The 24926-nt window shown below is 41.0% G+C and carries 14 protein-coding genes and 1 pseudogene; all 15 read left to right on the top strand.

Annotated features, from left to right (window positions below):
• The first annotated feature begins 42 nt into the window (after window positions 1-42).
• The 15 genes and pseudogenes from B3B27_RS00240 (at window position 43) to thrC (ending at window position 24870) form a co-directional block, all read left to right on the top strand.
• Window positions 43-1584 carry a sulfatase family protein gene (locus B3B27_RS00240; RefSeq protein ID WP_286846459.1) on the top strand — a complete coding sequence of 514 codons (1542 nt, stop codon included), beginning with the start codon at window positions 43-45 and terminating at the stop codon, window positions 1582-1584.
• A gap of 283 nt (window positions 1585-1867) precedes the next feature.
• A complete protein-coding gene (locus B3B27_RS00235; protein WP_286846457.1) occupies window positions 1868-2440 on the top strand; it encodes an RNA polymerase sigma-70 factor in 573 nt (190 codons plus the stop codon).
• 70 nt (window positions 2441-2510) lie between these two features.
• Entirely contained in the window at window positions 2511-3524 is a 1014-nt protein-coding gene (locus B3B27_RS00230; RefSeq protein WP_238868294.1) for a FecR family protein, read from the top strand.
• Between the two features lie 263 nt (window positions 3525-3787).
• On the top strand, window positions 3788-7183 hold the full coding sequence (locus B3B27_RS00225) for a TonB-dependent receptor (RefSeq protein WP_414703307.1): 3396 nt from the start codon (window positions 3788-3790) through the stop codon (window positions 7181-7183).
• Between the two features lie 20 nt (window positions 7184-7203).
• Window positions 7204-9018 (top strand): RagB/SusD family nutrient uptake outer membrane protein, encoded by a 1815-nt coding sequence (locus tag B3B27_RS00220; RefSeq protein WP_286832916.1) that lies wholly within the window; start codon window positions 7204-7206, stop codon window positions 9016-9018.
• A gap of 118 nt (window positions 9019-9136) precedes the next feature.
• Window positions 9137-11128 (top strand): glycoside hydrolase family 2 protein, encoded by a 1992-nt coding sequence (locus tag B3B27_RS00215; RefSeq protein WP_286846453.1) that lies wholly within the window; start codon window positions 9137-9139, stop codon window positions 11126-11128.
• A 44-nt stretch (window positions 11129-11172) separates the two neighbouring features.
• A complete protein-coding gene (locus tag B3B27_RS00210; protein ID WP_238869392.1) occupies window positions 11173-12567 on the top strand; it encodes a sulfatase in 1395 nt (464 codons plus the stop codon).
• Window positions 12568-12704: 137 nt separating this feature from the next.
• Complete coding sequence (locus B3B27_RS00205) at window positions 12705-12986, top strand: hypothetical protein (RefSeq protein WP_286846043.1); 282 nt, start codon at window positions 12705-12707, stop codon at window positions 12984-12986.
• A 15-nt stretch (window positions 12987-13001) separates the two neighbouring features.
• A pseudogene (locus B3B27_RS00200) lies at window positions 13002-13373 on the top strand (SusD/RagB family nutrient-binding outer membrane lipoprotein); the annotation flags it as partial.
• 525 nt (window positions 13374-13898) lie between these two features.
• Window positions 13899-15122: an alkaline phosphatase family protein gene (locus tag B3B27_RS00195; RefSeq protein ID WP_238868299.1), complete on the top strand. Its 1224-nt coding sequence runs from the start codon at window positions 13899-13901 to the stop codon at window positions 15120-15122.
• A 345-nt stretch (window positions 15123-15467) separates the two neighbouring features.
• On the top strand, window positions 15468-17012 hold the full coding sequence (locus B3B27_RS00190; protein WP_286846450.1) for a sulfatase: 1545 nt from the start codon (window positions 15468-15470) through the stop codon (window positions 17010-17012).
• Between the two features lie 321 nt (window positions 17013-17333).
• A complete protein-coding gene (locus B3B27_RS00185; protein ID WP_238868301.1) occupies window positions 17334-18707 on the top strand; it encodes an alpha-L-fucosidase in 1374 nt (457 codons plus the stop codon).
• An 851-nt stretch (window positions 18708-19558) separates the two neighbouring features.
• Window positions 19559-22003 carry a bifunctional aspartate kinase/homoserine dehydrogenase I gene (gene thrA / locus B3B27_RS00180; RefSeq protein ID WP_238868302.1) on the top strand — a complete coding sequence of 815 codons (2445 nt, stop codon included), beginning with the start codon at window positions 19559-19561 and terminating at the stop codon, window positions 22001-22003.
• 184 nt (window positions 22004-22187) lie between these two features.
• Window positions 22188-23393 carry a cofactor-independent phosphoglycerate mutase gene (locus B3B27_RS00175; RefSeq protein ID WP_238868303.1) on the top strand — a complete coding sequence of 402 codons (1206 nt, stop codon included), beginning with the start codon at window positions 22188-22190 and terminating at the stop codon, window positions 23391-23393.
• Between the two features lie 172 nt (window positions 23394-23565).
• The gene (thrC, locus tag B3B27_RS00170) at window positions 23566-24870 is read left to right on the top strand and encodes a threonine synthase (RefSeq protein ID WP_238868304.1); all 1305 of its coding nucleotides are present in this window, start codon (window positions 23566-23568) and stop codon (window positions 24868-24870) included.
• Window positions 24871-24926 lie beyond the last annotated feature (56 nt).

Raw genomic sequence — 24926 nt, 5'->3', positions numbered from 1 at the left:
TTGATCATAAATATAAACTTAAGACTTATGACCCACCAATCAATGAGATCAATTCTAACTTTCGGAGCCTGTATAGCATTGCCGGCAACGGCACAGGATGGAACTCGCGAACCTTTGAATGAGAGACCCAACATAGTGCTGATCTACGCAGATGATCTTGGGTACGGCGATCTGTCTTGCTACGGTGCTACACGAGTACAAACACCTAATGTAGATGCACTGGCTACAAACGGCCTGCGATTCCGCAATGCTCATTCTGCTGCAGCAACCAGCACACCATCGCGTTACGGATTATTTACGGGTGAATATCCGTGGCGAAGGAACGATACGGGAATTGCTGCAGGCGATGCGGCACTGATAATTAAGCCACATCGTTTCACATTGCCCAGGATGTTCCAGGAAGCAGGCTACACAACAGCAGCCGTTGGAAAATGGCATTTGGGAATGGGAGCCGAAAACGGCAAACAAAATTGGAACGAACGTGTTGCGCCGGGACCGGCGGAAATAGGGTTCGACTACTCCTACATCATGGCAGCAACGGGAGATCGTGTACCGTGTGTTTATATGGAAAACCAACGCGCCGTTAACCTCGACCCGAACGATCCCATATCTGTAAGCTATACTAATAACTTTAAGGACGAGCCAACCGGAAAAGAAAATCCCGAATTGGTATACAAACTTCGTCCAAGCCTCAATCACGGCCATAATATGAGTATAGTCAACGGAATTTCGCGAATAGGGTATATGAAAGGTGGAAAATCGGCGCTATGGGAAGACGAAAACATTGCCGACAGCATCACGATACATGCGGTAAGATTTATTGAAAAGAACAAAGAGAAACCGTTCTTCCTATATTTCGGGACTAACGACATACACGTACCTAGATTCCCCCACGAACGCTTCAGGGGAAAAACCGAAATGGGACACCGCGGCGATGCAATCGTTCAGTTAGACTGGTCAGTAGGAGAGATAGTACGAGCTCTGAAGGAAGCTGGCATCTTCGAAAACACACTGATCATAGTCACCAGTGACAATGGACCCGTGGTAGACGATGGTTATATGGACGAGGCCGTGGAGAAACTGATGGACCACAAGCCCTGGGGACCGTTCCGCGGCGGCAAATACAGCACCTTCGAAGCAGGAACAAGAGTCCCTTTCGTAGTGCACTGGCCGGGAAATGTGAGGGAGGGTGTCTCCGATGCGCTGGTATCGCAGATAGACATGCTAGGGACAATGGCGTCGCTGATAGGCAGGGAGAATGGAAGCAGTATCCCGGAAGACAGCCGGAATCAACTACCCGCATGGCTGGGGATTGATCCGGACGGCCGGGATTATGTTATAGGTGCAGCTTCCTCTCTGACGATTCTCACCCACGACTGGAAATACATTGAACCAAGCAACGCCAGTCCTTATAACAGGCTCACCAATACCGAGTTGGGGAACAGGCAGGCAGACCAGCTCTACGACATGCGTTCAGACAGGGGTGAGTACGATAACGTGGCGGAGAAAAACAAACTGATTTTGCGCTTTATGAAGCAGATACTGGAAGAAGAGAAAAGCAAAGGTATGGGGCTCAATCTCTGAAAATATTCATACATAAAATTATAAATTAATAGCAACAACAACTTTCAGCTGAGAACAATCCCAATGGATAGAATAATACATTTTAACCTTGGTATATAAGAAATAATGAATAGCAAGAACTGGAAAAATTATTAACCGGGTTTATGCCCACAAAAAAGAGGCTTGCATAAAACAATAGCATGTTTCATTATTTGAAAAGGGAATGTTGATGATTGTGTGGTAGCTGAAAACAGACTATTTTTGCTCGTGGATAAAAATATGATTCGACATCAATAATCAGAAAATGTACGACGAGAAACTTCTTTTGAAACAGTTGCAACAGGGTGATGAGAAGGCATTCACGTCGTTGTTCAGGAAGTATTACAGGGATTTGGTGATGTTTGCCAGTTCCTATCTTCCTGAGAAAGATTGTTGTGAAGATATAGTGCAAACAGTTTTTGTTAATGTGTGGGATAAACGAAAAGATTTGAATTACGAAGTCTCTTTAAGATCTTTTTTACTGACTTCCGTAAAAAATAGTTGCTTGGATGAGTTGCGCCATAGAAAAGTGATAACAAAGTACCAACAGAACTACGATATATTGTGGAATAGCATGGATGTGTCAACAGAACAGCATGTCCTTTATTCCGAATTGAAATCTCATCTTGATAAGGCGTTGTCACTGTTGCCAAAAAAGCAGAGAAAGGTGTTTGAAATGAGCCGCTTGCATGGAACAAGGTACAAGGATATTGCACGTCAGCTGAACATATCGGAGCGGACCGTAGAAGACAGAATAGCGAAAACAATGAAATCACTTGTCAATTACTTGAAAGATTATCTCCCTTTTCTGTTTATTTTACATTTTTTACAATCATGACAAATGTGGAATATTGATTATGGCACGTCTCTTTAATGTATAAAGGTAATTAAAAACGTAACATTAAAAATTGACTAAAGAATTTGACATATTAGTTGCAAAAGATTTTGAGGGAACCCTAAGCGACGAAGAAAAGGAAAGGCTGAGCGAGTTGTACAATCAAAACGACTCTTTCAGGCACCTTTATGTCAGCTACAAAAACATACGGTCTGTCACTCATCCTCCATTTAACCCCGATTCTATAGATCTTGGGGCAGCAGAACGTTCCGTAATACGACAGATTCACAAACACAAAAGAAATGCACATTCACAATTTCTTGTCTGGTGGCAGAAGATTGCTGCAATCCTGCTAATCCCTCTGCTTGCTGTGACTCTCTATTTGTGGATGAATAAAAGACAAGGGGAAGCTCAGGCAGAATTGATTCACGTTGTCACATCCTTACCGGGAACACGCTCAAAAGTTAATCTTCCTGATGGTTCTGAGGTCTGGCTGAATTCAGGCAGTACCCTTACATATCTACTTGATTTCAATAAAAAAGAGAGAAGAACCATTATTGAGGGAGAAGGATATTTCATTATAGATGCAAATCCAGATAAACCTTTTTACATCTCAACCAATGGGATAGAGGTAATGGTTACCGGAACGGAACTGAATGTGGAAGGATACCCGGGTGACAGCCTCAAAAGGGTAATCCTGGCCAGCGGAAGTGCAGCTGTTACAACAAAGGGTAATAAAACAATCTCTCTTAAACCCGACCAATGCTTCACACTCAATACGCTTACCGGTCAGACTGCACTCAAAACCACTGATGCAGCTCTCTACGGCAAATGGAAAGATGGTATCCTCGCCTTTAGGGATGAGACACTTGAAAACGTATTCAAACGAATAGGGCGTACATTCAACGTGAATATACGAGTAACAGACTCACGTTTGGCTGCACATAAATACAGGGCTACCTTTGAGGATGAAAGCCTTCAGCAGATTTTAGATGCCATACAACTCTCTGCACCTATCAAATATAATTATTTTAAGCAGAATAATGGAGGCCGAAATTATGAGATAATTGAGGTCTGTCATAATTGATATTTTTATTGAAGCGTCACCTTATCTCTTTTCCTGTTGATAAGCGCCATGATAGAAATCGATGGAATGTGGATTTAAGTTATTACCACTTACCTGAAATGTTAAAAATAGAATTAGAATGTGGATTTTTCCAAACAGCACGTCTTATCCTATAGCAAGTGCAAACATTAATTAATCTATTTAATTACATTAATATTTTTTAACTTATGGCGAAAGAAAAACTATTCCTGAAAAAAAATGAATCAGGGGTCAGAACGGAGAAAATGAATCCCTTCATCCTGTTGTACTTCATTTTCTTTATGATCACGGGGACAATACATATTCAGGCACAAAACAGAGTGTCGCTCAGCCTGAATAATGTAACACTGGAGCAGGCAATCAGCACAATTGAAAACCAAACCGACTATCGTTTTCTTTTCAACAAAAACCTTGTCAATGCCACACAAAAAGTGAGTGTGAGTGTGAACGGTCAGACCATTGAAGCTGCATTGGCCCAAATTCTTATGGGGACCGGTATCGGTTATATTGTTAACGACCGACAGATTGTCTTGCACCCATTGAAGATAACGCAGAACTTATCACAGAAGACTGAAGAGAACCGGATTTCCGGGAGAATTGTAGATGCAAACGGTGAACCTATTATCGGGGCAACCATTATGGTGAAAGGAACTGGCAGAGGCAATGTAACTGATTACGATGGAAACTTCATTATTAGCGCAGAACCTGATGCCGAACTGGAAATATCTTATGTGGGATTTCAAACGCAAACCGTTTCTGTTGCGGGGAAAAACACAATAGTTATTGTGCTGCGCGAAGATACACAAACACTAGAAGAATTGGTGGTTGTAGGATATGGAACACTTAAAAAAGCCAACCTCACAGGAGCAACTACATCGATAAATATGAATGATGTATTGGGAAATCGCCCAGTAGTGAATGCCTCAACAGCCCTTCGTGGAACTGTCCCTGGCCTGCAAATTGTAAATGGAACGGGAGAACCCGGTGCCGAAAATGTGATGTCTATCCGTGGAGCAACAGCGTCAATCAATGGAGGAAGCCCTCTCGTGCTTGTTAATAATGTCGAGATGGACATTAATATGCTCGATCCGAATGATATAGAAAGCGTTACTGTATTGAAGGACGCTGCATCTTCTGCTATTTACGGAGCACGTGCTGCCTTCGGGGTGATTCTAATCACCACGAAAAAAGGGCTCACCGATGATAGATTTCAAGTAGATTATTTCAACAATTTCGCGTTTTCAACCCCCCGGAATTTACCACAAAAAGCGACTCCCCTGCAAACGATAACCATGTTCAAAGATGCAGGATTGACCAACTGGAACAATAACAATATCGATAAGTGGATCGAACTACTGAATGAATATAATACAAATCCGCAAGCTTATCCCAATGGTTCTACTACTATTGATGGAGTTATATACAATCTTCGCGAATATAATTCAATAAAAGATATGATGTCATCGAGTGGGTTTCAGCAAACACATAATGTTTCAGCTACCGGGGGAAATGCAAAATCATCATACAGAATGTCTCTGGGCTATGTCAGTGAAGATGGAATTCTTATCACAGATAAAGACTCATACAACCGTTACAACATTTCAGGATATATAAATTCGCATGCTATTTCATGGTTCAGGCCTGAATTGGATATCAAATATACTTCTTCAGAACGGAAACTGCCTGATACCAACGCTCCTTACGGAATCTGGGGAAGTGCAATTGCCTTCCACAGCTATTACCCAATAGGATCGACGATGGCAGATAATGAAGAATATTTTTACAATTCACCGTCATATCTAATTCAAAAAGCATATCCAACAACAACCGGACTGGATAACATCCGCCTTGCCGGAAAAATTACTATTATACCGATGAAAGATTTGAATATTATCGGTGAATATACTATCAACAAACAATTCTCCGATAAAACCCAATTCAATCCTGTTTTCACCTACATGAGATCACAGGATAATATTATTGAAAACAGTACTACACCTGCAAACTCTAAATTCTACCACACAAACGAAAAAAGCAACTATAATGCACTTAATATTTACGGCGATTATACTTACAAGTCAAAACAACATACGATTAAATTCATGACCGGATTTAATCAGGAAAAATATTCTTGGCAGCAATTCTATGAAACGAGGGCAGAGATGATTAACCAAAACCTGCCATCGATTTCAGGCGGAACCGGAGAGGTTTTTGCTGACGATGCTTACTCGGAGTATAGTATCAGAAGCGGTTTCTATAGAATTAATTATGATTATGCCGGCAAATACTTGTTAGAAACAAATGGCAGGTACGATGGTTCTTCAAAATTCCCCAAAGTATCCCGATTCGGATTCTTCCCTTCTTTTTCCGCCGGATGGAGAATAAGCGAGGAGGGTTTCATGAAGTGGAGCCGGGAACTTATCAACAGTCTCAAAATCAGAACATCTTGGGGTAATATAGGAAACCAGAACATCAAACCATATATGTTTGTACCCGGGATGGAATCTTACGTGACAAACTGGCATATCGACAACCGAAGAGTCTATTCATTGAAAATGCCTTCTCTTGTGAGCAGTTCTTTCACATGGGAAAAGGTGCAAACACTCGATTTCGGACTCGATTTGACCATTCTTGACAACCGCCTGAATGCTGTTTATGACTGGTATCGACGTGATACGAAAGGTATGCTCGCAGATGGGGCCGAACTTCCTTCGGTCCTGGGAACCGGTGCTCCACGTGAAAACGTAGCCGATTTACGTACACAAGGCTGGGAAGCATCAGTTGAATGGCGCGATCGAATAGGCAATGTCAATTACAACCTGGGATTAAATTTATATGATTCGAATACAAAAATTACCAAGTTTGACAATGAGGCCGGACTTTTACCAACTTATGACAGCTCGGGAAAGATAACACAATACTATGTTGGGATGGACGTTAATGAACAATGGGGATATACTACCGACCGTTATTATACCGAAAATGACTTCAATACCGACGGCACTTTAAAAGAAGGTATTGCAAAAGTAGAAGGTTATACACCAAACATTGGTGATATTTTATATGTTGATTATGACGGAAATGGAGTTATAAACAGCGGTTCAAATACACTTCAAAACCCGGGTGATCGCAGAATTATCGGCAACAGAACACGTCGTTACCAATACGGTATAACCGGAGGGGTCGATTGGGAAGGTATATCGTTTTCGTTCATTCTACAGGGTATAGGTAAAAGAGATGTTTGGTATGGCAATGAACTTTTCTGGCCATGGTACGATGAGTTCAGCACACTTATGAGCAGCCAGCTCGATTATTGGACACCTCAAAACACAAATGCTTACTTTCCACGGGTATATGAAAGGGCAAAAGGAAACTCTTCCGCCAACAGATTCACTCAAACAAAATATAAACTGAATGGAGCTTACCTATCCGTAAAAAACATCACGCTTTCGTACTCTTTCCCAAAAGCAACCATAAAGAAATACAAACTAAACAATCTCTCTGTTTTCACAAGTGTAGAAGATTTATATAATTTCAACCATTTACCTAAAGGTATGGATGCAGAAGCCGGATCAAAAGCTCGAGGATGGACTTATCCTTTCCTCACAAAATGGGCTGTGGGTATGAGAATTGGACTTTAACAACAAAAAAAATGAATAAAATGAAAACAAAAATAATATCCATCTGTCTATTAATTTTATTAACTATCAGTTGCAATGATAGTTTTCTGGAGTTATATCCAAAAGACGAACAAACGGAAGCCACTGCTTTTGTTACATATGAGAATTTCAAAACATATGCCTGGGGACTCTATGAAGTCTTTCCTGGTTATTCAGATACATATTTCACAGGTGATTTAAACGGTGGATTGTTCACAATGATGACAGCAGGTGGACAGACACCGTGGTCGATGGGAAATGTGATTGTGCCCGCTTCAGACAATATTAACTGGAATTTTTCTTTTATCCGGAAAGTCAATATTATGTTGGATAATATTGACCAATCGGCGATGAATGAAACAGACCGTAAGCATTGGCGATCGGTAGGGCTGTTTTTCAGATCATACAAATATATGGATCTTCTGAGCAAGTTCGGTGATGTGCCATGGGTAGAAAACACACTGACTGAAAAATCTCCCGAATTATATCAACCCCGCGACTCTCGTGATGTGGTGGCAGCAAACATCCTCAGAGACCTGATAGAAGCCGAGCAAAACATCAAAACAAACGGTGATGGGGCAAATACAATAAATAATTTGGTTGTAAACGCATTAATTTCACGATTCGGGCTGTTTGAAGGGACATGGAGAAAATATCACGGTTTGAACGAATCTGAAAAATATCTCCAGGCCGCCATAAATGCATCACAAAAAATAATCGCGAAAGTACCTAATGTCTATAACAATTTCGATCTTTTGTTCAATTCTGAAGATTTATCAACTGTCGGAGAAGTGCTCCTTTACAAACAATATTCACCGGGTTTAACAGGACATGCACTTACAAGACGTGTACGAACAGGAGAAATGCAAGTGGAAGGAACACGCTATCTGGTTGACAGCTACCTTTGCACAGATGGACGTCCAATATCAACAAGCCCGCTATATGCAAACACAACCGAGTATGATAATTTCCGCAATCGTGACAGACGTCTATACCTAACAATTTGTCCTCCCTTTAAGACAGGTGATGCTTTCTCGGGTAATATTACATCATGGACCCGCCATGCCAATCCGGCGTTTAGTGAATATATAGATATAATCAACAATGCCTCATGGAAAGGCGGAAAATCACTACCTACATCCAACTTTCGAAACTTATATTGTACGCGTATGCCCAATTTGGCAAGCGCAAAAAATGGTGTTTTCAACTGGGGCAAAACATGGATGGGGTATTTTGTTTGGAGGTATTACAACACGACAACAGACGTATCTACCAACACCGACGTAGGAACCACGGATGCTCCCATTTTCAGGGTAGGAGAAGTAATGTTAAATTATGCTGAAGCCGCATTTGAACTAGGTCGATTTACACAAGAAGTTGCCGATGCTACAATAAATAAACTGCGCGCACGGGGTGGAACCAAGAACATGACAGTAGGCCAAATAGATGCAGGTTGGGACACAAAACGTGACTCAGACGTTGCTCCTGTCCTTTGGGAGATCCGTAGAGAACGAGTTATGGAGCTTGCTACGGAGGGTTTCCACTTCGACGATTTGCGTCGATGGAAAAAAGCGGAAAAAGTACTCAACAAACAACCCCGCGGAGCATTTATCAGTAAAGCAGATTATGGGAACAGCAGCTCTACCAAATTGCAGGATGAAAACGGAGTTACTATAACCGGCAACGATACACAAGGTTATTTATGGTATCATGGCGTCCCCAGCGGATGGTTGCCGCATTATTATCTTTACCCTTTGCCCCTGAATGATCTGGCTCTAAATAAAGAGCTAAAGCAAAATCAAGGATGGAGTAAATAAAATATTAAATCCCGGGAAACCACTTCATGTTTTTGAAAAAGTTTCCCGGGACAAGTATTTTATACCTTAATGCTAAAAACTCTATCTTTGCACTCAAAACCTAATATTATTTCTTTCAATGAACAAAATTATCTTTGCCACACTTGCTTTGTGTGTTTCATTACTTTCATTCTCTCAATCCCGCCAGATAATAAATATCAATAACGACTGGCAATTCACGCCCGGCTATGAAGTTCACAACAATATTTTTACCAAAATTACGCTGCCACACACATGGAATATGGATGCCATGAGCGGAAAAATAGATTATTACCGCGGATTCGGCAATTATCAGAAAAAAATATATGTGCCTGAAGATTGGGAGGGTAATGTGATATTTCTGCGGTTTGGGGCGGTAAATCACACCGCAACGGTGCAAATCAACGGTGAAACCGTGGGAGAACACCAGGGCGGATATTCAGCGTTTGACTTCGATATATCCGATAAACTAAATTATGGTACCGAAAACACAATCTTGGTAAGGGTTTCTAATGCCCTTGATCTGGGTATTATGCCATTGGTAGGCGATTTTAACTCCTACGGTGGAATCTATCGTGACGTGGATATTTTGCTTCTACCTAAAAATCACATATCTGTCAATCGCTTTGCGTCTAATGGAGTACGCATCATCCAGAAATGTGTAACAAAGAATAGTGCCGAACTTGTGGTACGCATAGCAGTGGAAGGAAAAGGGAGGTTGAACGTGAAGTTAAAAAATAAAGAGGGAATAACAGTTGTTTCTACACAACAAAATATAACTCAACAGAGTGGTAAACAAATAATTGAAGTGCCGTTTTCACTAAAAATGCCGCATCTGTGGAACGGTCGGAAAGACCCTTACCTCTATTCAGCTGAAATTGAATTTGGCACCGATAAGGTAATACAACCTTTCGGATTGCGCTATTTTGAAGTGGATGCACAAAACCGCTTCCGACTAAACGGTGAACTGTTGCAACTGCACGGCGTCGGACGTCACCAGGATAATGCCAATGCCGGAAATGCCATCTATAGGACGCAAATGGAAACCGATATTCAAATCATGTTGGAGATGGGCGTAAATGCTGTCCGGCTGACACATTACCCGCACGATCCCTACTTCATTGAACTTTGCGACAAAGAGGGCATAATTGTCTGGAGTGAAATTCCATTTGTGGGACCTGGCGGTTATCGCGACAAAGGTTTCGTGAATACCAGGCGCTTTCGTGAGAATGGGAAACAACAACTTGCCGAGATGATTGAGCAGCTATATAATCATCCTTCAATCCTATTTTGGGGCATTTTCAACGAATTAAAAGAAGAAGGCGATAATCCCTTAGAATACGTAAAAGAGCTGAACACACAGGCAAAAGCTGATGATCCTACACGCCTGACCGTGGCGGCGAGTAACCAAAGTGGCGATCTGAATTTTATTACCGATCTAATTGGCTTTAACCAGTATTTCGGCTGGTACGGCGGCAATCCTTCCGACGTGGGCTCCTGGGCTGTCGGGATGCACGAAAAATATCCCGGTATAAAGCTTTCCATATCTGAATACGGAGCCGGAGCAAGCCCTTTTCATCAGCAGGAAATATTGACAAAACCTGTCGCAACAAGCCGTTGGCACCCCGAAAATTGGCAAACCCATTTTCACGAAGAGCATTGGAAAGTTATTAATGAACATAACTATTTTTGGGGGACTTTCGTTTGGGTAATGTTCGATTTCTACGCCGCACATCGCACCGAAGGTGAACGCGATGGAATCAACGACAAAGGGCTGGTAAGCATTGACCGTTTTGTGAAAAAAGATGCTTTTTATTTCTACAAAGCCAACTGGAATAAAGAGAATCCTTTTGTCTACGTTTCTGAACGTAGAAATTCGAGAAGAAAAAACTCCCTGCAAACGCTGAAAGTTTATTCCAACACCGAAAGTGTTGAACTGTTTTTAGATGGAAAAAGCATTGGAAGACGCTTAAATAAAGGGTATGGAACTTTTGTCTGGGAAAATTGCCTGTTGAATAATGGGAAAAATACCATAGAAGCAGTTTCTAAAGATAAAAATGTTAGCGATAAAATTGAAATTGAAATAATATGAAACTAAAAAATATTATAATAGTAATCCCGTCGTTTCTGCCGGCAATGGCAGCGCTGCCCCAACAATCTCAAAAGCCAAACGTCCTTTTCATAATTGTTGACGACCTTCGACCCGAACTGGGATGCTACGGTTTGGATGCCATAAAAACGCCCAATATAGACAAGTTGGCAGGGAAATCAACAATATTTCAGAATGCTTACTGCAACATCCCGGTTAGCGGAGCATCACGTGCAAGCCTTTTTACCGGTATGTATCCCAAATTCCCAAAACGTTTTGTCAATTATACCACACGTGCTCAAACAGATGCCCCAGATGCCGTGCCATTTTCACAACTGTTCACCAATAACGGATATCATACCGTTTCCAACGGAAAAGTATTTCACCATATAGACGATCATGCCGATTCGTGGAGCGAACCTCCCTTCAGAACACATCCTGATGGTTATGATGTATATAATAATGAATACAACCGCTGGGAAATGTGGCTGAACGAAGAGTCAGCAAAATATATTAACCCGAAAACTTTGCGTGGCCCATATTGCGAATCGGCAGAAGTGCCTGATTCAGCATACGACGATGGGAAGTTAACCCTTAAAACCATTGAAGACCTGAAACGTCTTAAACAAACAAACAAGCCCTTCTTTTTGGGTGTAGGATTTTGGAAACCACATCTCCCGTTTAATGCTCCCAAAAAATATTGGGATATGTACGATCGCAATAAAATTCCTTTGCCCGACAATCGGTTTCGCCCCTTGGATCTCCCCGATGAGGTACAAGGATCGAGAGAAATATATGCATATGCAAGAGTTGAAGAACCGACGGATACAGTATTTTTGCGCGAATTACGCCATGGATATTATGCTTGCGTGAGTTACGTAGATGCACAAATCGGTTTAATCCTTGACGCCTTAAAAAAGCTTGATCTGGAGGAAAACACGATTATAGTGCTGTTAGGAGACCACGGATGGAACCTCGGAGAACACAATTTTATAGGTAAACATAACCTGATGAAAACATCCACACACACTCCTCTTATTGTACATGTACCTTGGTTTAAAAACGGAAAATCACTCTCTATGGTAGAATTTGTAGATATCTATCCCACATTGTGTGAACTGTGTAACCTGCCTGCACCCCAAAATCAGCTTGACGGAAAAAGCTTCGTTCCGATACTCAAAAATCCGAAAACCAAAACCAAATCATCCGTTTTTATACAATGGCAAAGTGGTTATAGCATTGTGAACAAACGCTATAGCTATGCTGAATGGGAAAAAGAAGATGGTAAAACATCAGTCATGATTTTCGACCACAAAATAGATCCAAAGGAGAACAAAAACCAGGTCAATGAATACCATTACAAAAATCTGTTGATGAAATTTTCAAAATATATAAAATTAAAAACCAGCCAGATAGTTAGTTACAAGTCTGCCCCGAACTGACTCTGGGAGGTGTGAAAACGTCAGATATTCTCACAGATTAAAAGTATGCCTTAGCCTTCAAATCAAAAAACTATCTCGGAATAAGATACGATGAACACTGGGCAACCTATACAAATGACTCATATACCGGATTCTTTATGGATGGACTTCCATACAGCGTTGATCCACGCTTTTTCGATATATATGCTTTGCCATGTGATGATGGGCATAGGTATAATACAAATACCAAAAGCTTTGATTTGGTAAAGGTTGGCGAAACTGTTCCTGAAGGAGAGAAACCCACAGTAGTTGCCACAGTGAACGTAGAATATGCGGTAAATGGCTTCAATAGCGGAGATTGGGGAGATGCTGGTGCGGCAAACGGGGTTTTGAATAATTATTACAAAAGCGCTCCATCGTTACAGAAGAAGTCAGGATAAGCAGAAAAATTCTTTTATAAATATCCGGTTGCATCGGAAACATTTTATGGGAAAAATCTGAATGATCAGTTAAGCAAGATTATTACGCAAAAGTATATTGCGCAATTGCCATGGCTACCATTGGAAGCATGGTGCGACCATCGCAGGCTCGGACTGCCATTCTTCGACAATGTGGCTGTAGATAATCCGCTTAGTAGAATGTCATGGCTTACAAAAGAAAATGTAAAGAACTCACAGAAATACAATTTCTTCCCTCAAAGGTTGAGATATCCCTCATCATTGGAAAACAGTAATCCTGAAGGTTATAAGCAGGCACTACAGCAGCTTGGAGGAGAGAACGGTATCTTTACACCATTATGGTGGTCAAAAGGTAAAAATGAGAAGTAATGGGAAAGTAATAAAATTTCAAGAATAATCTTAATTTTTCAGGTAGGGGGAAAACTTTGTTGTTTTCCCCCTACTCTGTACTTGATAGCTCGATAAAAGTTTCGAAACACAACGTAATAAATTAATTATCTTCAGACTGGCCATTTTTGAAACAACGTGGCCTTACTTTCAGATTGTCCGTCATAAAAATAAACATTAACCACAGTATTGTAAAACCGGTTACTCTGAAAATATTATTCTTTTTAATCAACCTAAGTTTTTCACCTAGATAACAACTTTTGTTTTATTTAGAAACATGCTTATTCAAAACTTGCCACATATACAATTTTATTTGTTAAACTCGCTTAGTTTTTTCATCTTTGCAGTGTTTACAATTAAATAAAGATCCTTAATAATATTCCACATAACTTTTTTATGTTGGAAATAATTGTATATAGATTTAATTGTTAATTAGTTAAATGCGCACTCGCCGAATTGTCGTTAATAAAATAAATATATAAACAAACCTCAAACATAAATTGTCAAATGAAAAGAACGTTCCTGCTTTCAATACTGCTTTTCTTATCGTTATTAGCGGTAGAAGGGAAGACCAGAAAAGCAGTATTTATAATTATTGATGGCGTGCCTGCTGACCAGATTGAGCGGCTTCAGCCACCTGCGATATATGATATTGCCTCGCAAGGAGCATATTCCAAGGCATATACAGGTGGCCAAACCGGTGGTTATTCACAAACAGCAACAATCTCTGCAATAGGTTACACTAATCTGTTGACATCAACATGGGTAAATAAACACAACGTTACAGGTAACGATAACCTAAAGCCGAATTATAATTATTGGACACTGTTTAGAATTGCCAAAGAACAGAAAAAGGACTTTAAAACTGCATTATATTCGAGCTGGACCGACAACCGTACGGTTTTAATTGGTGAGAATAAACCTGAAACAAATCACTTGAAAATTGATTTTGTGAAGGATGGATTTGAACTTGATACTATAAATTTTCCACCCAAAGATAAAGATTTGCATATTTTTGAAATCGACGAACATGTCTCTTGCCTGGCGGCAGAAGGCATTAAAAATGATGCTCCTGATTTAAGTTGGGTCTATCTCTGGTATACAGATGATGCCGGTCACATTTACGGGAACGGCCATGATTTTGATGAATATGTGATGAAAGCGGATAGGCAGGTTGCACGTGTTTGGGAAGCAGTGAAATATAGAGAAAAAAACTACGATGAAGAATGGATGATAGTGGTAACCACCGACCATGGACGTGCTGAAAACGGACATGGGCACGGCGGTCAATCGTGTCGTGAACGAACAATTTGGATTTCAACCAATGTGGCTGTAAATAAATACTTCAAAAGTGGTAATCTGGCGATAACAGACATTGCCCCATCAATCAGCCGGTTCATGAAGTTTGAAGTGCCGCAAGATGTGTTGTGGGAACAAGATGGGATACCTTTTATCGGGGATGTTGATATTTATAATCTAAAAACAATGCCATACGATAATTCAGTGTATCTCACATGGGACACCATATCAGATAATAACCCCGTTACAATTTATGTGTCAACTGAAAACAAGTTCAAAGAAGGCGGAAAAGAGAACTGGATTAAATTGGCTACTGTAAATGCAGGTATAAACAGTTATAAAGCAGAACTAAAAGACCTGCCCGCAGGTAGTTTTTATAAATTTGTAGTTGAAACGAAAAATAATCACTTAAACAGATGGATAATAAAATAAACATTGCCTATATTTGATATTATTTACAATACATTTGTTGCTTAGAAAATGCAGAGGGAAGAATAACAGCATAAACCTGCTATTTTCTTCCCTTTATTAATATTTAAGTTGCATAGGACAGCATAACGTACTAAATGCTATCAAGATAAAACTATACAGTTATGCATTTTTTTTGCAGTTTGTACATTTTCGCACAGCAGACAACACCTCAGTAGTGACGTACCTCAGCAATGTTAGGCATAATTTGGTTTGGTACAATCAATCTTCTTTGAAGTACATACTTTTATTGTTTGAATAATGCCATTAAGTGAGAATCTATAGAGATAATAATAGAAAAAAAGAATTATGAACCCCAAGAAATTATTCACCCTTGCTTTGGTTCCACTGACGGGGCTTTCAGCAAAAAACACAATTGCTCATAATAATCGTCCCAACATTATCCTATTTATGGTGGATGATATGGGATGGCAGGATACATCGTTGCCTTTCTGGAAAGAGAAAACTCCACTCAACGAGCGTTACCATACACCAAACATGGAGCGGCTGGCATCGCAAGGGATGATGTTTACCCAAGCATATGCCTGCAGCGTAAGTTCGCCTACACGTGTGAGCCTGATGACAGGAATGAATGCCGCCCGGCACCGGGTAACCAACTGGACACTCGAAAAAAACACCTCAACCGACAATCAGAGTAACATGCTTCAGTTCCCGGAGTGGAATGTGAACGGTATTTGCCAGGCTCCCGACGTACCTTACACATATGAAGTGACTTCACTGCCGCAATTGCTCAAAAACAACGGTTATCACACCATCCATTGCGGCAAAGCGCACTGGGGGGCCATCGACACACCAGGGGAAAACCCACATCACTTCGGCTTTGAGGTGAACATTGCAGGGCATGCAGGTGGTGGGATAGCAAGCTATCTGGGAGAAGAGAATTATGGAAACAGGACCGATGGTAAACCATCATCCAGACAAGCTGTTCCGGATCTGGACAAATACTGGGGAACCGAAACATTTGCCACGGAGGCATTAACTTTGGAAGCTCTGAAAGCACTCGACAAAGCCAAAAATCTTGGTCAGCCGTTCTTCCTCTATATGTCGCACTATGCAATACATATCCCTGTCAACAGGGACAAACGTTTTTATCAAAAATATATTGATGCCGGACTCTCGGAAAAAGAGGCTGCTTACGCTGCGCTTATAGAGGGGATGGACAAAAGCCTGGGAGATCTGATGAACTGGCTGGAAAAAAACGAACTTGATAAAAATACTATTGTAATTTTTATGTCTGACAACGGAGGATTCGCTACCGATACCCATTGGCGCGATGCACCTTTGTACACTCAGAACGCTCCACTGAACAGTGGGAAAGGATCGGCATACGAAGGTGGTATTCGGGAACCGATGATTGTCAAATGGCCGGGAGAAGTAAGCCCCGGCACGAAATGCGACGATTACCTTATTATTGAAGATTTTTTCCCAACTATTCTGTATATGGCTCAGGTGAGAGAGCGGAAAACTGTACAAACGGTCGATGGAGTAAGCTTCATGCCGATGCTGGAAGGCAAACCTACCAGATATGACAAACGTAACCTTTATTGGAACTACCCCAACCTTTGGGGTAACGAAGGACCAGGTATCGGCTCTACATGTACCGTTCGCAGAGGCGACTGGAAGCTGATATATTACTATGAAACCGGCAAAAAGGAACTGTTTAACATAACCAACGACATAGGCGAAACGGCCAATCGTGCTGAACAGAACCCACGATTGGTGAAAAAGCTGTCGAAAGAGCTGGGAAAGTTTCTACGCGGTGCAGATGCACAACGCCCGTCATTCAAGACTACAGGTAAGCCTTGCCCATGGCCCGATGAAGTGGACAAATAATAAAATAATGTTAACTCATAAAATTTGAATAGCTCCTCTTTAATTTTTCTAATTGACAATAAACCCGATTAAAAAATTTATCATCTCCCTGATATTATAGCTATTAACAACAACAGATATCTCGCAGCAGAACGACAGGGAAAACCTGGAAATATCACATAAAAATACAGAGAAGGCTCTTGCGAGCTATACAACATTAGAAAGGCTGAATTGCAGACTGTAAAATGGGTGACCATTCAGCCGTTTTTTGTAAATTTGAGCACCATTGCACAACAATGTAACGTTAAACATGATTATTTACCAACATAAGAAAGAGAGAATATGAAAAAAACTATTATCATTGCAATATTGGGAGTGGTTGTATGCACCTCTCTATTTCCACAAGAAAAAATTTGGAATGAAACAAAAGAGCAAAAGGCTGAAAGAATGAAGTGGTGGGTAAACGATCGCTTCGGGATGTTTATCCACTGGGGACTGTATGCTCTTCCAGCACGACATGAGTGGGTTCAGACAAATGAAAGAATTCCGTTAGAGGAGTACAAAAAGTATTTCGACAATTTTAACCCAGACCTGTATGATCCGCACGAATGGGCAAAAATGGCCAAAGAGGCAGGCATGAAATATGCGGTAATCACTGCAAAGCATCACGATGGGTTTTGCATGTTCGACTCAAAATATACCGATTACAAGGTCGTGAATACTACATACGGCAAAGATATCATCAAAGAGTGGGTAGATGCATTTAAAGAGGCGGGGCTAAAAGTGGGGTTCTACTATTCGCTTATTGACTGGCATCACCCCGATTTCACCATAGACAGAATTCACCCGTTGCGCCCAGGCTCAAATGAGGAATATGCTAAGCTGAACGAAGGCAGAGATATGAACAGGTATCGTAAGTTCCTGAAAAATCAGGTTACTGAGCTGCTAACCAATTATGGTAAAATTGATATTCTTTGGTTAGACTTTTCGTATCCGGGCGAATTTGGGAAAGGACGTGACGATTGGGATGCAGTTGAACTGGTAAAACTGGTCAGAAAGCTTCAGCCTGAAATAATTATTGACGATCGTGCCGACATTAGAGATGTGCCCGGTGGCTGGGATTTTATAACTCCAGAACAGTACAAAGTGGATAGGTGGCCAGAATTAAACGGGGAGCGTGTCCCCTGGGAAACCTGTCAAACCTTTTCTGGCAGTTGGGGGTATTTCCGCGACGAAGCAACATGGAAAGACAACAAGCAGCTGCTGGTGCTTCTGATTGAATCTGTAAGCAAAGGAGGTAACTTATTGCTGAACGTGGGGCCAACAGCACGCGGAGAGTTCGACTACAGAGCTGTAAGCGCTTTGGAGAAAATGGGCAACTGGATGCATTACAACAGCCGCTCCATCTATGGCTGTACCGAGGCCCCTGAGGCTTACACTGCCCCTGATAATACACTTTTGACCTATAACTCGGCAACCAACAGACTATATATCCACCTTTTGGATTACCCGTTACAAAATTTTAAACTTCCGGGATATAAAGGAAAAATTAAATATGCACAGTTTCTGCATGATGCTTCAGAACTAAGAATTACTGTACCGTCAGGCCATCACAAAGTTGAAGATGATGGATCGGACACAGGTGATTTAAACCTTAGTCTTCCTGTACTGAAACCAAATATTGAGATCCCTGTAATTGAGCTGATTCTGGAATAAAATAATTCACAAAACAAGCTATGGCTTATTCATTTATAATTATTTGAGCTTATTTCCTGATTTAGACTATGAGTGCAGGCAACAAGAGAGTGATATCACATTGCGATTCACTCTTTTTTTTATTGAGTCCACTTTAATAAGTCGTTTTGTGAAAATATGATATTTGATTTTCAAGTGATTATGATATCAAATCTTCTAATTTGAGACTTTTTCAAGCAGACTCAATATTATTTTGATTTATCTCGATGATATGGGTTAAGTTGATTTATCACAAATTGGTGCTACAGGATACAAGACTCCGAATATTGACAAGTGAAGGAATGAATCCTTTTTAGAAAATCGTTATTGGGAAATTTAGTGCCGGTATTCAAAAAAGCAGAAAAATCTTTGTTTTAACAGCAGTTCGGTAGATGTTTTTAATGTTAAATATCTGTTTTTCCTGCGAAATTGTTATTTTATTCAATTAAACAATTATCTTTGCAACAAATTTATTTGCATTAATGCAACAATTGTATTTGACATACACTATTACTACTACAACAATGACCATGACCCCTTGGGGGGTTATGTAAATTTTCACATCCGTAAGCAGGTATTGCTTTTATTGCGAACCATCCGGTTATCGCGTTAGAAATCAAATTTTTCCAATAAGCTGAATAAATTTACAACAGATTGATTTAAGTGCATCGCAGCATGTGCTTTTTCATTAAGTTAAATGAGTATGGGTATAAGTTTATTTACGCTATGCTATAGTGGGAAAAAGTTGAAAGATTTCAAAAAAATTCAAACTTTAGTGATCATTTTATTAATCTTTATCCGTTTACAGGAACGGGAATAATTGTAATAATCAAATGAAGGTGATGAAATTCGGGGGAACATCCGTAGGGAATCCCGGTAGTTTACAGCTGGTCAAAAACATTATAGAGAATCAAAAGGAGCCTGTCATAGTTGTCGTTTCGGCACTCAACGGCGTAACCGACCGTCTTTTACTGGCGGCAGACTTTGCTTTGAATAATAACTCAGGGTATAAATCGCTGCTTGACGAGATGGTGGACCGGCATAAAGAGATAATCGAAAAAATGGTAAATACCCCGACTGGCAAGGAGGAGGTAAAACAAAAGACACAGCAGTTGTTTGAGGAGTTGTATAACATCATGCAAGGTGTTTTTCTCATTGGCGATCTGTCTCAAAAAACATCAGATAAAATTGTGAGTTACGGAGAAAGGCTCTCATCTCTCATTATCAGCAAAGTTATTGAAGGGTCTCAACTATACGATGCCACAAAGTTCATTAAAACCCACAAACAGTTCAATAACCATATCCCAGATCTTGGACTATCCAACGAACTGATAAGAAAAACTTTCTCAGAAATGCCGCCTCCTGAGGTGGCGATAGTACCGGGCTTCATATCATCAAGCTACGATAATAATGAGATCACTAATCTTGGGCGTGGAGGATCGGATTATACTGCTGCGATTATTGCCGCAGCAATGGATGCTTCAATGTTGGAGATATGGACAGACGTAGATGGGTTTATGACAGCTGACCCAAAGATAATTAATTCTGCTTATGTGATTGAAGAGCTGTCGTTTACCGAGGCGATTGAGCTGTCGAACTTCGGTGCAAAGGTGATTTATCCGCCTACCATTTTTCCTGTTTATCACAAAAATATTCCTATTTACGTCAAAAATACTTTCCGCCCGGAATCAGAGGGAACGCTGATAAGGAACATTCTGCCAACCCGGAACGGAAAGATAATAAAGGGCATCTCATCTATAAATGACACGGCACTTATAACTATTCAAGGCCTTGGCATGGTAGGCGTCATCGGGGTAAACAAGCGGATATTCTCTGCCCTGGCCGATAACGGCATCAGTGTCTTTATCGTTTCACAGGCATCATCAGAAAACAGCACCTCTATAGGGGTGCGTTCTCAGGATGCTCCTCTTTCACAAAAGGTTCTCAGCAAAGAGTTTGCCCATGAGATTATGATGGGAAGCATAAACGAGATAATTGTAGAGTATGATCTGGCTACCATTGCCATTGTCGGTCAAAACATGAAACATGTGCCAGGTATTGCTGCAAAATTTTTCGGAGCACTGGGGAGGAACGGTATCAGCATTGTAGCTCTGGCACAAGGTGCAGGTGAGACAAATATAACATGTGTAATTTCAAGGTCAGATCTGAAAAAGTCTCTTAACGTAATTCACGACTCATTCTTTTTGTCACCCTACCAGGAGCTAAATCTATTTGTTATAGGTACCGGCACGGTAGGTGGCAAGCTGCTTGAGCAGATCAGGCAGCAGCAAAACACACTTAAGGAACAGAATAAGTTGAGAATAAATATTGTAGGTATTGCCAATGGACGAAAAGCACTATTCACTCGTGAGGGTATTCCATTGGAAGGATATTTCGACAATCTGATGTCAAACGGGGTAAAAAGCACTCCTGAACGAATTCGCGATGAAATCCTGAAAATGAATATTTTCAATTCCGTTTTCGTAGATTGTACGGCAAGTCCGGCTATCACTGATCTGTATAATGATCTGATAGCAAGAAATATCTCCGTAGTAACTGCCAACAAGATTGCCGCCTCATCAGACTATGAAAACTATAGAAACCTGAAGGAAACTGCCCGAAAAGCAGGAGTAAAGTTTCTTTTCGAAACAAATGTAGGAGCAGGACTGCCCATAATCAACACAATGAACTCCCTGATCAACTCGGGAGACAAGATAGTAAAATTGGAAGCAGTACTCTCCGGGACGCTGAACTTTATCTTCAACACTATTAGTGAAGAAATACCCTTCAGTAAAGCAATAAAGATGGCTGTTGAGGAACAGTTTGCCGAACCTGACCCCCGAATAGACCTGAGTGGACTTGATGTTATAAGGAAACTTGTTATTCTTTCACGCGAAGCAGGAGCTTGTGTAAATCAGTCCGATGTAACAAAACATCTTTTTGTGCCACAGAAGTATTTTGAAGGTACACTTGATGAGTTCTGGCAAGCCATACCCGAGCTAGATGCTTCATTTGAGTCACGCAGGAAAGAGCTTGCAAAAGAGGATAAAAAACTCAGATTCGTTGCATCATATAACAACGGAAAATGCGAGGTGGGACTTCGCGAGGTAGAAAAAGGACACCCATTCTACGATCTTGAAGGCAGCAACAACATCATCATGATCACGACCGAACGCTACAACGAATATCCGATGGTAATCAAAGGATATGGGGCAGGCGCAAGCGTAACTGCTGCAGGTGTATTTTCAGACATCATCTCTATAGCAAATATTAGATAATATGAGAAAAAGAGTTTTGAGTCCCCCGCAAATAGTCTCTTTCATTGCAGGCTGGCCAAAACATATATTAATGTTCAGTGCTTTCGCAGGAGGCTAAGTTCTTGTATGCTTAACTCCGTGATATACGAAACTGATTTACATATAAATGACTTTTTCAAGCAGGATTAATCATATTGATAATAAAATGAAACTGATAATTATACTTGCGGACGGGATGGCAGATGAACCCATAGCGGCATTGAATAATAAAACCCCGTTGCAGGCAGCCAATACCCCATACATGGATATGCTGGCACGAAAAGGCAGGAACGGACTGTTGAATACTGTTCCTGAAGGCTTCTCCCCCGGGAGCGAGATTGCCAACCTGTCGATACTGGGATACGACATACCTTCGGTTTATGAAGGGCGTGGCGTTCTTGAAGCAGCAAGCATGGGTGTGGATATCCTGCCAGGAGAGATGGTGATGAGGTGTAACCTGGTATCACTGGAAGGAGAGTTATTGAAAAACCATTCAGCAGGACATATCACCACTCCCGAAGCAGCCGAACTAATTTGTTTCCTGAATAAAAAGTTAGGAGACGAAATTTTTAGTTTTCACAGCGGGGTCTCTTACCGCCACCTTTTGAAGATGAAAGGAGGGAACAAGCATATACGCTGTACACCCCCGCACGATATTCCTGAAAAGCCATATTCCATCCACCTTATAAAGGCTGAGAGCATTGAGGCTGAACAGACTGCGCGCAAATTAAACAACCTGATCCTTGACTCTCAGCAGATTTTGGGTGATCATCCAGTGAATAAAAAAAGAGTGGCTGAGGGCAAAGACCCGGCTAACAGCATCTGGCCCTGGTCGCCCGGCTTCCACCCAAAAATGAAACCACTCAGTGAATTGTTCCCGATAAAAGGTGGTGCTGTAATTTCGGCAGTCGACCTGATACGGGGAATCGGTGTTTATGCCGGGCTGGAGGTTATAATGGTTGAGGGTGCTACAGGATTGTACAACACTAATTATGAGGGAAAGACGCAGGCTGCACTCAGTGCACTGAAAAAAAACGATCTTGTCTATCTTCACATAGAAGCCAGCGATGAGGCAGGACACGAAGGAGACGTATTGTTAAAAATAAAAACTATAGAGGACCTTGACTCGCGCGTTGTAAAGAAAATATACGAGGAGACAATAAAATGGGACGAACCGGTAATAATTGCCATACTCCCCGATCATCCTACACCCTGCGCCATTCGTACTCACACTCGCGACGCTGTGCCGTTTCTTGTTTACCACAGAGATATCTCTCCCGACAAGGTACAGGTTTTTAATGAGTTTACAGCAGGAGAGGGTGCTTTCGGACTCCTGAAAGGCAATGAATTTATACAAACTATTCTCAAATAGCAGCCCGGTAAATTTTCACTTATTATCAATATAATCAGGTAACTACACCGTACATTATAAAACGTTATTCAATGCTGATAATCAATATATTATGAGCAGTCATTGAGAAAAATTGCGGAACGTTGCCAAAAATCCAGGAAATTAAAAAAGTGAAGAAATAAAAAATCCAATAATGAACTATTACAGCACAAACAAAAAAGCGCCGCTGGCTTCCCTTAAGGAAGCGGTAGTAAAAGGGCTCGCATCTGACAAGGGCCTATATATGCCTGAAAAGATCAAGCAGCTTCCCGATACTTTCTTCAACGAGATCGGTAACGCCAGATTAAACGATATCGCTAAAACCGTTGCAGATGCTTTTTTTGGTGAAGATATTCCAAAAGATAAACTTGAATCCATTGTTAGCGATACACTTAATTTTGATATCCCCATAAAAAAGGTGGAAGAAGGAATTTATGTGTTAGAACTGTTTCACGGTCCCACCTTCGCATTCAAAGACGTAGGAGCCCGTTTCATGGCCAGGTTGCTCTCATACTTTGTGAAAGAGCAACATCAGGATGATGTAAAAGTACTGGTCGCCACTTCCGGTGATACTGGAAGTGCTGTTGCCAACGGCTTTCTTGGGGTTGATGGTATAAGGGTGTACGTATTGTATCCCTCGGGAAAGGTGAGCGATATTCAAGAAGCACAGTTCACCACACTGGGTCAGAATATTGTTGCACTCGAAGTAGATGGAACATTCGACGATTGCCAGGCACTGGTTAAATCAGCATTCATGGATAAGGGACTGAACAAGCAGATGAACCTAACCTCGGCAAACTCAATTAATGTGGCACGATTTCTTCCGCAATCTTTTTACTATTTTCATGCTTATGCCCAATTAGCAAAGCTGGGCATCTGCAACGATGTAGTTGTTTCTGTACCAAGTGGAAACCTTGGTAACCTTACAGCAGGGCTATTTGCCAGGCGCATGGGATTACCCATTAAACGCTTTATCGCCGCGAACAATAGGAATGATGTGTTTTTCAACTATTTGAATACTGGAATATACTCACCCAAACCCTCAGTTCAAACCATAGCCAATGCGATGGATGTGGGTGCACCCAGCAATTTCGACCGAATTATTGATTTGTACGGTTATTCACACAAAGCTATCCGGCAGGAAATATCCGGATATACATATTCAGACGATGATATAAGAATCACTATCCGTTCTGTTTTTGAAAGAACCGGTTATCTGCTCGACCCACATGGTGCATGCGCATATTGTGCATTAAAAGAAGGTAGGGCCAGAGGAGAAACAGGCATTTTCCTTGCCACGGCACATCCTGCAAAATTTAAAGAAACAGTTGAAGAAAGTACCGGTACTACCATTGAGATACCAGCAGGACTTGCAGCATTCATGCAGAAAAAAAAACATTCGTATCAGCTTTCTAACAACCTTGATCATTTTAAAAAGAGGCTAATCGGCCTGTCTTAAGTTTCTTTTTATTATTTTTGCTGCAAATTAATGCATTAATGAGTAGTTTTGTGTTT

The sequence above is a fragment of the Proteiniphilum sp. UBA5463 genome, assembly GCF_002427225.1.
GTDB classification, from domain to species: Bacteria; Bacteroidota; Bacteroidia; order Bacteroidales; family Dysgonomonadaceae; genus Proteiniphilum; species Proteiniphilum propionicum.
The sequence above is the reverse complement of the archived record's forward strand: the minus strand, read 5'-3'. Positions and strand labels throughout refer to the sequence as shown.